The sequence below is a fragment of the Metabacillus sp. KUDC1714 genome (genome assembly GCF_014217835.1).
GTDB lineage: Bacteria > Bacillota > Bacilli > Bacillales > Bacillaceae > Metabacillus > Metabacillus rhizosphaerae.
The window spans coordinates 453736-467829 of record NZ_CP055263.1 but is presented as its reverse complement, the minus strand read 5'-3'; the positions used below and the strand labels follow the sequence as shown (position 1 = coordinate 467829).

The 14094-nt window shown below is 34.7% G+C and carries 17 protein-coding genes; 12 read left to right on the top strand and 5 right to left on the bottom strand.

The window, feature by feature from the left end; translation table 11 throughout:
* Window positions 1-207 precede the first annotated feature (207 nt).
* The 3 genes from HUW50_RS02315 (at window position 208) to HUW50_RS02305 (ending at window position 2233) form a co-directional block, all read left to right on the top strand.
* Window positions 208-477, top strand: a complete 270-nt coding sequence (locus tag HUW50_RS02315) for a hypothetical protein (protein ID WP_066326739.1) — start codon at window positions 208-210, stop codon at window positions 475-477.
* Window positions 478-858: 381 nt separating this feature from the next.
* On the top strand, window positions 859-1701 hold the full coding sequence (locus HUW50_RS02310) for an EcsC family protein (RefSeq protein ID WP_066326740.1): 843 nt from the start codon (window positions 859-861) through the stop codon (window positions 1699-1701).
* Window positions 1702-1711: 10 nt separating this feature from the next.
* Window positions 1712-2233: a MogA/MoaB family molybdenum cofactor biosynthesis protein gene (locus HUW50_RS02305; protein WP_066326741.1), complete on the top strand. Its 522-nt coding sequence runs from the start codon at window positions 1712-1714 to the stop codon at window positions 2231-2233.
* 167 nt (window positions 2234-2400) lie between these two features.
* Here HUW50_RS02305 and HUW50_RS02300 read toward each other — a convergent pair whose 3' ends face one another.
* The gene (locus HUW50_RS02300; RefSeq protein ID WP_066326742.1) at window positions 2401-2718 is read right to left on the bottom strand and encodes a hypothetical protein; all 318 of its coding nucleotides are present in this window, start codon (window positions 2716-2718) and stop codon (window positions 2401-2403) included.
* 277 nt (window positions 2719-2995) lie between these two features.
* Here HUW50_RS02300 and HUW50_RS02295 point away from each other — a divergent pair, with 277 nt between their 5' ends.
* The 8 genes from HUW50_RS02295 to HUW50_RS02260 all read left to right on the top strand — a co-directional run bounded on the left by HUW50_RS02295 (window position 2996) and on the right by HUW50_RS02260 (window position 10782).
* Window positions 2996-4195, top strand: a complete 1200-nt coding sequence (locus tag HUW50_RS02295) for an argininosuccinate synthase (RefSeq protein WP_066326744.1) — start codon at window positions 2996-2998, stop codon at window positions 4193-4195.
* Window positions 4192-5571 (top strand): argininosuccinate lyase, encoded by a 1380-nt coding sequence (gene argH, locus HUW50_RS02290; RefSeq protein ID WP_185653660.1) that lies wholly within the window; start codon window positions 4192-4194, stop codon window positions 5569-5571. Before HUW50_RS02295 ends, argH begins: the two co-directional genes overlap by 4 nt.
* Before the next feature lie 71 nt (window positions 5572-5642).
* Window positions 5643-5801 (top strand): hypothetical protein, encoded by a 159-nt coding sequence (locus HUW50_RS02285; protein WP_185654132.1) that lies wholly within the window; start codon window positions 5643-5645, stop codon window positions 5799-5801.
* 208 nt (window positions 5802-6009) lie between these two features.
* On the top strand, window positions 6010-6771 hold the full coding sequence (locus tag HUW50_RS02280; RefSeq protein WP_066326758.1) for an SDR family oxidoreductase: 762 nt from the start codon (window positions 6010-6012) through the stop codon (window positions 6769-6771).
* Between the two features lie 210 nt (window positions 6772-6981).
* Entirely contained in the window at window positions 6982-8103 is a 1122-nt protein-coding gene (ald, locus tag HUW50_RS02275) for an alanine dehydrogenase (protein ID WP_066326760.1), read from the top strand.
* Window positions 8104-8253: 150 nt separating this feature from the next.
* On the top strand, window positions 8254-8934 hold the full coding sequence (locus HUW50_RS02270; RefSeq protein ID WP_066326762.1) for a metal-dependent hydrolase: 681 nt from the start codon (window positions 8254-8256) through the stop codon (window positions 8932-8934).
* Between the two features lie 176 nt (window positions 8935-9110).
* Window positions 9111-9350: a hypothetical protein gene (locus HUW50_RS02265; RefSeq protein ID WP_083964457.1), complete on the top strand. Its 240-nt coding sequence runs from the start codon at window positions 9111-9113 to the stop codon at window positions 9348-9350.
* A gap of 115 nt (window positions 9351-9465) precedes the next feature.
* Complete coding sequence (locus HUW50_RS02260) at window positions 9466-10782, top strand: CBS domain-containing protein (protein WP_066326774.1); 1317 nt, start codon at window positions 9466-9468, stop codon at window positions 10780-10782.
* Between the two features lie 139 nt (window positions 10783-10921).
* Here HUW50_RS02260 and HUW50_RS02255 read toward each other — a convergent pair whose 3' ends face one another.
* Window positions 10922-11221, bottom strand: coding sequence for a YtpI family protein (locus tag HUW50_RS02255; RefSeq protein WP_066326776.1), 300 nt, complete (start codon window positions 11219-11221; stop codon window positions 10922-10924).
* 194 nt (window positions 11222-11415) lie between these two features.
* On the opposite strand from HUW50_RS02255, the gene HUW50_RS02250 reads away from it, so the two are divergent.
* Entirely contained in the window at window positions 11416-12354 is a 939-nt protein-coding gene (locus HUW50_RS02250) for a DHH family phosphoesterase (RefSeq protein ID WP_066326779.1), read from the top strand.
* Window positions 12355-12512: 158 nt separating this feature from the next.
* On the opposite strand, the gene HUW50_RS02245 is transcribed toward HUW50_RS02250, so the two are convergent.
* The 3 genes from HUW50_RS02245 to HUW50_RS02235 all read right to left on the bottom strand — a co-directional run bounded on the left by HUW50_RS02245 (window position 12513) and on the right by HUW50_RS02235 (window position 14089).
* Window positions 12513-12698: a YtzJ family protein gene (locus HUW50_RS02245; protein WP_066326785.1), complete on the bottom strand. Its 186-nt coding sequence runs from the start codon at window positions 12696-12698 to the stop codon at window positions 12513-12515.
* Window positions 12699-13253: 555 nt separating this feature from the next.
* Window positions 13254-13757: a sporulation membrane protein YtrI gene (gene ytrI, locus HUW50_RS02240; RefSeq protein WP_066326789.1), complete on the bottom strand. Its 504-nt coding sequence runs from the start codon at window positions 13755-13757 to the stop codon at window positions 13254-13256.
* Entirely contained in the window at window positions 13754-14089 is a 336-nt protein-coding gene (locus HUW50_RS02235; protein WP_066326792.1) for a sporulation membrane protein YtrH, read from the bottom strand. Before HUW50_RS02235 ends, ytrI begins: the two co-directional genes overlap by 4 nt.
* Window positions 14090-14094 lie beyond the last annotated feature (5 nt).

Here is a 14094-nt window from a genome sequence, read left to right as displayed (position 1 = left end):
CCTATTTTTTTATTAAGGCAACCTTTTTCATGGTTATCATGAGGGAGGTTGTCTTTATTTGTTTGTAAATATTTTTAGAACATTATATAAAAGAAGCATCAGTAAAGGGTCTTAGGCTCTTCTAAGACCTGACTTCGATAATAAATTGTACTAAATCAGCCTAATATGTTACAACCTATATAGAACTAATTGTAGGAGGTTACACAAATGAATGAAATTAAAGAGTTATTATCTAGAGCATTAAAGACCAATAAAGAAATAATAAAAGGCCAGGAATTCAGTGTAGAAGCACAACTAAAAGGAACTGATGATTATATAAACTTATACGCAAATGATGTTGTAGTAGCTGTTTATGATGCAGATGATCAAGATTTAAATGTAATCAGTTATGACTATAAGAAAGAGATAAAATTTTTTGGTGAATGTCTGGAAGAGGAAGGAATGGAAGTATACATAGATGAGGGTTTAATGGATTGACACTCTTTAAAGAGTGTCTTTATTTTGATTAAAATCTAAATTTTATTTGAAAGGAGTTTTAGGATGATTCCCATACAAAAAGGAATTAGTCCCTCTACGACTATTAGACTACAAAAAAAAGTAACTAACTTTAAAAATGCAATCGATCCACTAAAGCCAAATCGTAACTCATTAGAGAATTGCTCCTTAAGCTGAGTTCATTACAATAAATAATCGTTCACGAATTACTGCATCGCACGTGATGTTGTTCGCATTGCAAAGTAATAACAAAAGATCAAAGATAGTCGAGAAGAAATCGACTGTCTTTTTGTGATATGATAAATATATCAAGATTCACCCGTAAATAACCTACTTATTACACAGGAATAAGGAGACAAAAGGATGAATGAATCAGCACGTGAAAAGGCAATTTTAGATGAGATTAAACGATGGGAAATTGATTTGCAAAACGATGTTCGAACCGATTTTCAACGAACATTTGATAAATGGATGAATCGCAAAATGGGTGAAATTCCAACATCTATGAAGCAAGTATTTTTTAAAAAGCTTGATGCTAGTCTGTTTAATTTACACTCCTTTATTCAAAGTTCTTTTGTTCAACAGGATGCCAAAAAGCAAATTTTATTATCAGCTAAGGCGTTAAATGAAGACATTCAGCAAATTAATGATTTATCCATGCTCCCAATTGATCAACTACATTATTTGGCTGACCTTCAAACGTCTAAGCATCGTCTTTATTCTTTATTACAAGGTGGAATAACAGGAACAGGTGGAATTCTTTTATCAGGTACTGATATACCTGCACAAACAATTCTTAATTTACGGTCAATCCAAATGGTTTCGATGTGCTATGGTTACGAAATTAATAACCCTTACGAAATGATGACATCCTTAAAGGTCTATCACGCTTCTCTAATGCCTAAACATCTTCAATATGAGCAATGGCAAGCCTTAAAAAAAGAAATAGACTTAGAGAATGGTATGTACTATTTTTATGAAGGGAACGATGAATTAGCTAATTCTAATAGCTTGGAATTTTTAGTGAAACAAATTGCTAAACTTTCTGTATTATCACTTTTCAAAAGAAAGCTAATTTCCGGTATTCCTCTAGTAAGTATCATGATTGGTGCAGGTGCTAATTACCAGCTCACACGCCAAGTTACGGATCTAGCTAATAAATTTTATCAATACAGATTAATAAACGAAAAAAATCATAATTTCTAGGAGGGTGCAAATGAGTAGTATTGAACATAAACTTGAAGCTCCTCATTCTGTGAATTGTAAAGTGATCACAATTAGTGATACAAGAAATGAAGAAACGGATAAAAGTGGTAAGCTAATTAAAAAGATGTTAGAAGAGAGCGGTCACAACGTTGTTGATTATGAGATTGTAAGAGATGAAAAAACACTCATACGTAGTTCTGTTTTAAAGGGCTGTGAATCACGAGAGATTGATGTAGTCCTTACCAATGGAGGTACAGGTATTGCGAAACGAGATGTGACAATAGAAGCCGTTCAATCGTTGATTGAAAAGGAGATTCCTGGCTTTGGAGAAATATTCCGTTTGTTAAGTTACCAAGAGGATATTGGTTCTGCTGCAATTTTAAGTAGAGCTGTAGCAGGAGTTTCAATGGAGACAGCTGTATTTGCAATGCCAGGATCATCTGGTGCTGTTCAATTAGCACTGGAAAAACTGATTCTACCTGAATTAGGTCATGTGACCAGGGAAATTCGAAAAGATTTAGTTAGGGAGTAAAAAGAAGGCTGATAGTATAGCCTTCTTTTAAAGAATAAAATGAATATGTGTGTTAATCCCTAGGACTATGTCTAGAGTAAGACCAGTGACACTAGAGTAGAGAGTCAAGCTATCAATAAGCCTTTTGGCCAGCTTATATAATTTGTATCGCTGTTCCTTTTGAATTTCTAAGAATGAATTTTCGTTGAAGATATATTTTGAGTTAAACGAAACCAAATCCAGAGGTCGTTAATAATCGATGCAAGTTCAGAAATTTCTTCGTTTAGTTGACAAGAACGCTTAAAGTTTTCTTCATGATTAAGTGCATGTTGTTTCAGATTAATTTCATCCTCTAACTCTGCAATCCGATCCGGAATTCCTCCACGGATTTTTTCCCAGTCGGTTAAAATTCTATTCTGAATGGAAACACTATACATATCCCAATTCTTATTCAAACGAGGTAAATTTATTTTTAATCTAGGATCATAGGCAAAATATTCGTCCAATTCCCATTCCTCCATAAATTTGATCTACTCACATTTTACAACAGTTTATTAAAAACAGCTATGAACTAGTTGATGTAGTTTTTATGCATGACATGTAAAAAAAGAGGTATATTCAGGCGAATTATTCTCTTTAATTAATTTTTATACAAAGAATCTGTGAAAATATGCATTTTTCTATTGACGAAATAGGGATACAGTTGGTAAAGTGTTACCTATACAAGAAATGTATTTTTATAAACATATATTCATTTTTATACAACCAAGGAGGAACAAATAGATGAAAAAAGTTGTGTTAGCTTATTCCGGAGGATTAGATACCTCTGTTGCAATTAAATGGTTACAAGAACAAGGTTATTCAGTAGTTGCATGTTGCCTTGATGTAGGTGAAGGGAAAGATACATCATTCGTTCAAAAGAAGGCTCTTCAAGTAGGAGCTATTGAATCATATATGATCGATGCAAAAGAAGAATATGCAAAAGATTTTGCACTTGTTGCTCTACAAGCACATGCATTATATGAAGGGAAATATCCACTAGTTTCTGCTTTATCTCGTCCTTTGATTGCTAAGAAGCTAGTTGAAATTGCTGAAAAAGAAAATGCAGTAGCAATTGCTCATGGCTGTACAGGAAAAGGAAACGATCAGGTACGTTTTGAAGTATCGATTAAAGCTTTAAATCCTGACCTTGAAGTTCTTGCTCCAGTAAGAGAATGGGGCTGGTCTCGTGAAGAAGAAATCGAATATGCAATGAAAAACGATATTCCAATTCCAATTAATTTAGACAGTCCATATTCAATTGACCAAAACCTTTGGGGTAGAAGTAATGAATGTGGTGTACTAGAAGATCCATGGGCAGCACCACCTGAAGGGGCATATGATTTAACTACACCATTAGAAAAAACACCTGATGTAGCAGAAGTAATCGAAATTCAATTCGAACAAGGTGTTCCTGTTAAAATTAATGACAAAGCATATCCTCTTCATGAGCTAATCCTTGAACTTAATGAAATTGCAGGTAAGCATGGTGTTGGACGTATTGACCATGTTGAGAATCGTCTTGTTGGAATTAAATCACGTGAAGTATATGAGTGCCCTGGTGCGATGACTCTTATAAAAGCACATAAAGAACTTGAAGACTTAACATTAGTTAAAGAAGTTGCTCACTTCAAACCTGTAATTGAGCAAAAGTTAACAGAACTAATTTATAACGGACTTTGGTTCTCACCATTAAAGACTGCATTACATGCCTTCTTACAAGAGACACAAAAATATGTAACTGGAACAGTTAGAGTGAAGCTGTTTAAAGGTCATGCAATTGTTGAAGGAAGAAAGTCTGAGTACTCTTTATATGATGAAAAGCTTGCAACTTATACAAAAGACGATGCATTTGATCATAATGCAGCAATTGGCTTTATTGAGCTATGGGGACTACCTACGAAAGTGAATAGCATGGTGAAAAACAAGAAGGTGGAAGTATGAAAAAACTTTGGGGTGGACGCTTCCAAAAAACCCCTGAACAATGGGTGGATGAGTTCGGCGCATCCATCCATTTTGATCAGGAATTAGTTGAGGAAGACATCACTGGTAGTCTTGCACATGTTAATATGCTTGGCAAATGCGGAATTATCACTGAAGAAGAGGCAGAGCAAATCTCAAATGGATTAACAACACTTCTAGAAAAAGCGAAAAAAAATGAGCTCACTTTTTCTGTAAACTATGAAGATATTCACTTAAACATTGAAAAGATGTTAATCGATGAAATTGGTCCTGTTGGTGGAAAACTACATACAGGAAGAAGTAGAAATGATCAAGTTGCTACTGATATGCACTTATATTTGCGTAAACACGTTGCGATGGTTATTGAATTAATTGAAGGGCTACAAAAATCACTTGTTGAAAAGGCTGAAAACCATGTAGAGACAATTCTACCTGGCTATACACATCTGCAACGAGCACAGCCGATTTCGTTTGCCCATCACTTAATGGCTTATTTCTGGATGCTTGACCGTGATAAACAAAGATTTACTGAATCATTTAAACGAATAAATATTTCTCCATTAGGAAGTGCTGCACTTGCAGGGACAACATTCCCGATTGATCGTGCATATACAGCGAAAAAGCTTGATTTTGATGGGATTTATGAAAATAGCTTAGATGGTGTAAGTGATCGGGACTTTATTATTGAATTTTTAAGTAATAGCTCACTATTAATGATGCATTTATCACGCTTGTGTGAAGAAATTATTTTATGGTGCTCACAGGAGTTCCAATTTATTGAGTTGGATGACACATATGCAACAGGTAGTAGCATCATGCCTCAAAAGAAAAACCCAGACATGGCAGAGCTAATTAGAGGGAAAACAGGTAGAGTATATGGGAACTTAATGTCTCTTCTGACAATTTTAAAAGGACTTCCATTGGCATATAACAAAGACCTTCAGGAAGATAAAGAAGGTATGTTTGATACTGTAAAAACAATTGAAGGTAGCCTGCAGATTTTTATTGGCATGATTGATACTTTGAAAGTAAATAAAGAGAAGATGGAGAAAGCTACTAAAGAGGATTTCTCAAATGCAACGGAGCTTGCTGATTATCTCTCTACTAAAGGGATGCCATTCAGAGAAGCTCATGAGGTTGTTGGTACTCTTGTCTATGAATGTATCCAGTCCGGTATTTACTTGAAAGATTTACCTTTTGAGAATTATAAAAAGTCCTCTGATCTCTTTGAAGAAGATTTATATGAGATTATTAATCCTTATGAAGCTGTGAGAAAACGGATGAGCGCTGGTGGGACTGGCTTTGATATGGTTAGAATTGCAATTGAAAAAGCAAAGACAACGTTTAACGAAAGCTAACATTTTAACTGAATAAGCTTCTTATTTTCAGAGACACTAACCGAGTAAATGAAAATAAGGAGTTGACAGTTTTGAAAAACAAACGAATAACACGGCAAACCTATTATTATGATCATCTTGGTGAACAAGAAACGATGCAGCAAATAACGGATTCCTATTCAAGTGGTGTTGTTGAGCAACAATATGAGCAAAACTTCCTACAGGAGCATTTACAAGTTAGGAAGGACTAAATAAAATGATTAGTTTTAATTATTTTTTAGCTGACTTTATAATTAGTCGGCTTTTTTTGTGCATTTTTCCCTCCCTTATGAATATTTTTAACGTGAATTTAACAAGAAGTTACAAGTTTTAAAACAAGTATATTGTAAAATAGAGATGTTATCAGCACAATAGAGATAGAAAAGAATAAGGACAAGTTTGATGGGGAGGGACTTTATCGTGCGACATGCCCTTATAACGGCTGGATCTAAAGGCTTGGGGAAAAAGGTAACAGAGGAATTTTTAAAAAATGGTTTTTCTGTTACGATAAATTACCGAAGTGATACGAGTGCTGTGAAAGAATTAAAAACATTGTATTCACATATTGGCGATCGTCTCTTATTTGTTCAAGGTGATGTTACAAAAAAAGAAGATCTAACAACAATGATTGATCTTTCGTTCGAACGCTTTGGAAGAATCGATTGCTTAATTAATAATGCTGGACCATACATATTTGAAAGAAAAAAACTTGCAGATTATACAGATGAAGAGTGGTATCAAATGATTGAAGGAAATTTAAGCTCTGTTTTTCACATGTTTAAAAAAATCGTACCAATCATGAGAAAGCAGAACTATGGGCGCATCATTACTTATGGATTTCAAGGAGCTGTATCATCACCTGGTTGGTTACATCGATCGGCTTTTAGTGCTGCAAAGGTGGGGTTAGTGTCACTAACGAAATCGATTAGTATAGAAGAAGCAGAGTTTGGAATAACAGCTAATATGATATGCCCAGGTAATATAATAGGCGAAATGAAAGAAGCAACCATAGATCATTCTAGAAGAATAAGCGATATCCAAACACCTATTGGACGTTCAGGAACTGGTGAAGATATAGCTAGAACAATTTCCTTTTTATGTGAAGAAAACTCTGATATGATAACTGGTTCAATAATCGAGGTAACAGGAGGTGCTAATGTTATACATCGTTATAATGTTTAATTAGCTTACTATGGGAAAGATCTAAGGGATATTTTTTGAGAAGAACATCCTTTTTCCACTATAGATTTAAGTAGACTTTAAGCAACTATCAATTTTTTTATAAATTTTAATAAAACTCCTCGGACCTGTCTGTTTTCGTAATCATATAATAAATTACGGCAATACTGATAAGGATTAATAGTTTGAAACGATTGCTAAGGAGGAGTTATTATGAAAATTGGCATTCCTGCAGAAATTAAAAATAATGAAAATCGTGTTGCTATGACCCCTGCAGGTGCTTTTCATCTCGTAAACTCTGGACATGAAGTATATATTGAAAAAAATGCAGGGGTAGGTTCAGGGTTTACAGATGAACAGTATATTGAAGCTGGTGCGCAAATTGTTGAAACAGCTCAACAAGCATGGGCGATGGATATGGTTATGAAGGTAAAGGAACCTTTAAAAGAAGAATTCCGTTATTTCCGAGAAGGGCTCATTTTATTTACGTATTTACATCTTGCACCTGAGCCTGAGTTAACTGTTGCTTTAATTGATCATAAAGTAATTGCGATTGCTTATGAGACAGTTCAGCTTCCAAACGGTACTCTCCCACTGCTAACACCGATGAGCGAAGTTGCTGGTAGAATGGCCTCGCAAATTGGTGCGCAATTTTTAGAAAAGCCAAAGGGAGGTAAGGGGATATTATTAGCAGGAGTTCCTGGGACAAGGAGAGGAAAGGTTTCCATTATTGGTGGTGGTGTTGCTGGAACAAATGCGGCGAAGATTGCAATTGGACTAGGTGCAGAGGTAACAATCTTAGATGTGAATTCTGAGCGATTAAGACAGCTTGATGATATTTTTGGTAGTGACATTTCAACATTAATGTCAAATCCTCTTAATATTGCAGAAGCTGTTCGTGAATCTGATTTGGTTATAGGAGCAGTGTTAATTCCTGGTGCAAAAGCTCCAAAGCTTGTAACAGAGGATGTTGTAAGTTCTATGTCAGATGGATCTGTTATTGTTGATATTGCGATTGATCAAGGTGGGATTTTTGAAACAACTGATAAAATAACAACTCATGATAATCCAACGTATGAGAAACATGGGGTATTACATTATGCTGTTGCTAATATGCCAGGCGCTGTTCCACGCACTTCAACATTCGCTCTAACAAATGTAACTGTCCCTTATGCTGTTCAAATTGCTTCCAAGGGCTACAAAAAAGCATGCTTGGAAAATGAAGCTCTATTAAAAGGTATCAATACATTAGATGGATATGTCACTTACGAAGCGGTAGCAGCAGCACACGGCTTATCCTACTCAGATGCACGTACTCTGTTACTTGGGGTTTAAATACGTTACTCCAACAAAAGAGGCTGAACCATTTTTATTTTGTCAGCCTCTTTTGAGTATAACGTTTAAAAAAACGGTGAAAAAGGGTAAAACGAATTATAGATACTGATTACCATTTTCGTGTAAATATAAAGAAAGCAGGTGAATAGAATGCATGTATCTTATCATGGTCATTCAGTCGTACAAATTTCAACAGGGAATAAAAAGATTATTATTGATCCATTTATTAATGGTAATGGTTTAACCGATTTAAAAGTAACTGACCTTGAAGTTGATGTGATTATTTTAACACATGGTCATAATGATCATGTCGGTGATACAGTCGAAATTGCTAAGAAAAACAATGCATTAGTTATTGCTCCGTATGAGTTAGCGGTTTACATAGGTAAAAATGATATTGACATTCATCCAATGAATATTGGTGGAGCTTATAAATTTGACTTTGGTACAGTCAAACTAACACAGGCTTTTCATGGATCAAGTTATGAAGAAGCAGACGGAACTGTTGTATATACAGGGATGCCTTCAGGAGTTCTGTTAACAGCTAATGGCCAAACGATCTATCATGCCGGGGATACTGCGTTGTTTTCTGATATGAAGATGATTGGGAATAGAAATACTATTGATCTAGCATTTTTACCAATAGGGGATAATTTAACAATGGGTCCAGAGGATGCAGTAGCTGCAGCTGATTGGCTAAAAGCTAAAAGGGTCGTTCCTATTCATTACAATACGTTTCCTGCAATAAAACAGGATCCTAAAGAATTTACAAACATGCTGCCAAAAGGGATAGGCTATCCATTAAAGGTTGGAGAAAAACTAGAATTATAAGGTAAAATATCATTTAATGTGATTGTTTTAAAACCCCACTAATTAATATTGAAACATCTGATTTTAATACGAATGGGCAATCAATAGATGGAAGTAGATGATTCATATCAACTACTTCTTTTTTTTATGGTACATGCATAAAATAGAGCAATAATTAATTTGAAAGGGTGATTTGATTGAAAAATTTAATTTATACATTAGTTACTCTTGCAATGCTCTATTACGGACTTCAGCAAATTACTTTATCTGGTGATCAATTACAAACTGTGTTTGCTATGAGTTGGTTGTGTCTAGCGATATTTGTAATTGGTGGGAACTTTGCATATTATCTATATCGTCCTAAGAAACAGGTTCAAGCAAAACAAATTAAATCCTACAAAACAAAAAGAACCTATGCACGTCAACGTTTGAAATGAAGAGATAAAGCAGTTCTAAACCATGCGTTGATATATATATGCACCACCCTTATAATAAAAGAAGATAAGACGAATAACGTACTATTAGATTGTTATATATAAAGGGTGATGCAGCTTGGCTACGAAGCACGAGCAAATTTTACAATATATTAATTCACTTCCTGTCGGTGAAAAAATTTCAGTTCGTCAAATTGCTAAGGATATTAATGTTAGTGAAGGAACAGCCTATAGGGCGATTAAAGAAGCCGAAAATAAAGGGTATGTTAGTACGATTGAACGAGTAGGAACAATTAGAATTGAAACAAAAAAGAAGGAAAACTTCGAGAAATTAACCTATGCAGAGGTTGTTAACATTGTTGATGGGCAGGTTTTAGGTGGACGAGCTGGTTTACATAAAACGTTAAATAAGTTTGTAATCGGTGCAATGAAGCTAGAGGCAATGATGCGTTATACCGGTGCAGGTAACTTATTAATAGTTGGAAACCGTACAAATGCTCATCAATACGCTTTAGAGGCTGGTGCAGCTGTTTTAATAACAGGTGGCTTTGATACAGAAGATAGTGTGAAGAAATTAGCAGATGAGCTTGAATTGCCGATTATCTCTACTAGCTATGATACGTTTACTGTTGGTACAATGATTAATCGTGCTATCTATGATCAGCTTATCAAAAAGGAAATTGTTCAAGTTGAGGATATATTAACACCTCTTGAAAAAACAATTTACTTAAAAACAACAGATACTGTAGCAACCTGGTATCAGAATAACTATGAAACAGGACATGGACGATTTCCTGTTATTGACCAAAATATTAAGGTGCATGGAATCGTAACATCAAAGGATATAATGGGACATGATCATTCTACAATAATTGAAAAGGTAATGACAAAAAGTCCAGTTACAGTTATGGGCAAAACGTCAGTTGCATCTGCTGCCCAAATGATGGTTTGGGAAGGGATTGAAGTGCTTCCGGTAGTTGATCAACATAATCGTTTACAAGGGATGATTAGTCGTCAGGACGTTTTAAAAGCATTGCAAATGATCCAGCGTCAGCCGCAAATTGGTGAGAAACTTGACGATATTGTGACCAATCAGTTTATAACGATTGAAGATGAATCAAAGCGGAGTAGTATTTTTAGATGTGAAGTAAGTCCGCAAATGACAAACCATCTTGGAACAATTTCTTATGGTGTGTTTACGACACTTGTTACAGAATCAGTAAATCGATATTTAAGAGCGCAAAAAAAAGGTGATATCATTGTCGAAAATATCACGATTTACTTCATTAAGCCAGTGCAAATGGAATCAATGCTTGAACTTCACCCGAAAATACTAGAAGTAGGGAGAAAGTTTGGAAAGATTGATATTGAAGCATACAGTGAAGGTATGGTAGTAGGGAAGGCGATGATGATGGTTCAATTGATAGAAAGATAACCTCGAAGCTACTTTATTAGTATCGATCAAATGGGCAACGTCTTTTCACAAAGTTGGACTGTTGAAGTAAATTACAAAAACTAAATAAAAAAACGATATTTAACTTTAAAAATAAGAAGAGGAAGACACAATCCCCTTCTTATTTTTGTTCTTGAGCTTCTTTTACTACTTGTGGTAAATAATGCTTATAGGCACGGAATCCTGCCCAACTACTACTTATTCCAATAAGTACAAAGATTATTCCCACGATTAACGACAAGGTGGAACGATATAGGAATAATTGGTTAAGGCCAAAAGATGCAACAAATAATCCTAATGCAATACTAGATTTTGCAGCTATCCACCGTTTTTCGATCGACTTAGTGGATCTAAATGCTTTTACCTTAAAATATGCATAAAAAGCTAAAGAAATAACGATGATCACAACTAACACTGGCATATTTAAAAACCTCCACAATAAATCATATTTCAGCTGTTATTTTAAAATTGACCATAAAGATCTGAAAAGTCTCGCTTTATTTTAACATGACTTTCATTAAATTGTACTTATTTCCTATTTGCTGATTATTCTTTCTTTTTAAATACATGTATTTATGATTTAATAACTAATAAAGAACTTTAAAGGAGATTCAAATGAAACAGCAGATCTTAGAAGAAATACATCAAAATAATACGATTATTATTCATCGCCATGTTCGTCCAGATCCAGACGCTTATGGATCACAATGTGGGTTAGCTGAAGTGTTGAAGGCATCTTATCCAGAAAAGAATATCTTTGTTGTTGGTGAAAGTGAGCCATCTTTGGAATTTCTTTATAAAATGGATCTAGTAGATGATGACGTTTACCAGGAAGCGTTAGTTATTGTCTGTGATACTGCGAACCAAGCTCGTGTAAGTGATCAACGCTATAAAAATGGTAAAAAACTGATAAAGATTGATCATCATCCGAATGAGGACAAGTATGGAGATCTGCTATGGGTTGATACAACAGCAGCTGCAACAAGTGAAATGATTTATGAATTATTTTTAGAAGGTAAAGAACAGGGGCTTGTACTTTCTAAAAAAGCTGCACAGTTATTATATGCCGGTATTGTTGGTGATACTGGGCGCTTCCTTTTCCCTAGTACAACTGAAAAGACTTTTGGTTACGCTAGTGCACTAATATCTGAAGGAATTGAGTTTACTCCATTATATAATGAACTTTACAAAACAAAGCGGAATGTTGCAAAGCTAAGTGGCTATGTGCTGCAAAACTTTACGTTAACTTCATCAGGTGCTGCAAGTATGAATATTTCAAGGGAGATCTTAACTGAGTATGAAGTAACGCCCTCAGAAGCATCTCAGTTGGTTGGTATTCTCGGAAATATTGAGGGAGTTATATCTTGGGTGTTTTTCGTTGAAGAGGAAAATCAAATTCGAGTCAGATTGCGATCAAAAGGGCCTGTGATAAATGAATTAGCAAGGAAATATAATGGTGGTGGACATCCTTTAGCATCAGGAGCATCCATTTATAACTGGGAAGAAGCTGTTCAGGTGCTTAAAGATTTGGAAGAGCTTTGTCAAGATTATTAAATAGTTATGAAAAAGGTTATGTAGTGGTTCGGAATTGTGATAGGGTTCCGAACCTTTTTTTATAGGGTATGGACTTTTTGAAGATTTCAAGAAAAAAAGAATAGTAATGTCTCATACAATAAAGAAATTATAAAGTTGAGGGGGTATGATAACGCTTACTAATCTCTGTTTGGGATAAACCAAACCCCGATATCAGTGGCATCCTCATATACATCGAGATTTAATACTTGTATTTCTTTTTTTATTAACTTTGCTAGTTCGGCAGATTCAACATATGCTGAAAAGCCATTTTTAATATGCTCTAATTTTTCTTGAGCAATTTTTTTTGAATTAAAAATGTCCATTTTAATCCCTCCATTAATATGTCATTACAAAATCAATATTGACGAGTGTGACATTTCCTTTTTTTGTCAGTTTCGTCTTAAAATGATTTGTGAAACATTGAACGGAATGTCATGATGGTAAAAGGTAAAATAAATATTTTGCTTTTTGCCATCAAACTGTTTGTGCATTACACTTACTTTAGGTAGTTGATATAGAATCAGTAGGCAGGTGTTTATCAAAAAAGATATCATAGGATTTCACAAGTTTTTTACCCTTGAGGTGAGTAGAGAGAGGTGAACATTGTAGTAATTCTTGATGAAAGTAAAAAATAAATCATTTACTTGTTTTTCCTATTTCTATTTTATCGGATATTTGAGTTAAATGCGATTCATTTTTGCATATTCCATAAAATTTTTTATTCTAAGGCTCTGTTATACTTGTTTCTTTATTTCCGCTGCAGGTGAATGCTTTCCGGGGCGGTCCTGGAGCCTCGTCGGTGCTATGCACCTGCATGAGTCTCTCATATCCGTTCCAATCAACAAAGTACAAAAATCACCAGTGAGCTTTAACAGAGCCTATTCTAAAAATGAGATCTCAACCTCAATATAAATAGTTGTTAGTAACATGAATTTTGTCATCTCAAGTTTATATTCTTTTCCATCTCTCTTAAAAACCTTATTCTCAATCGTTCTTTCGATTAATAAATGACTTGAAGAAACGCTCTCGATATCTTTTGCAATTAAATCAGATAAATCTTTTTCTACCTCATCCTCTATATTTTTTATCATAAAATCCTTAAAAAGATATTTGTCACCGTTTGTTAGATGGATATTTATTTCTTGAACAGTAATTTTTTGTTGCGCTTCTTTATTTAATTTTATATATTCTTCTTGATAAATTTCTTTGTCTTTTCTTAACTTTTGAATAGTTAACTCTTGTTCATCGATAATGGTCTTATGCTTTTCTTGGATCACTCCAAAGATAAATAAAAAAACGCCCCAGCTAATAATTGCCCCAATCGCTGCACCGGCAAAAAAACGCTGCCATGAAGGTTGTTGATAATGTGGTGGAATTCTCATGAAATATGCTCCTGTGTTAACCAATGAATTAGAAGCCAGCCTGTTTGTGCTCCACCCATTCCAGAAATAATTAGTAATACTTGTTTTATGATGTCTCTTGTTTCTCCTTGGAAAATACCACGTTCAAAACTGTAGAAAGCATCAAATGTTCCACCTATTGCAGCAACAAGTGCCCATATTTTTAAGCGATTTGCAAACTCAAACATTTTCGTTAAAGGAGGCTCACCTGCCAAGAAAGCTCCAATTGCACCTATAAGTGTACCACCTAAAATAACCCCTAATGCAATAAAATAGCTATGAATAAAAGCCGGTATAAAGGCTTCGTTGTCCATAAACA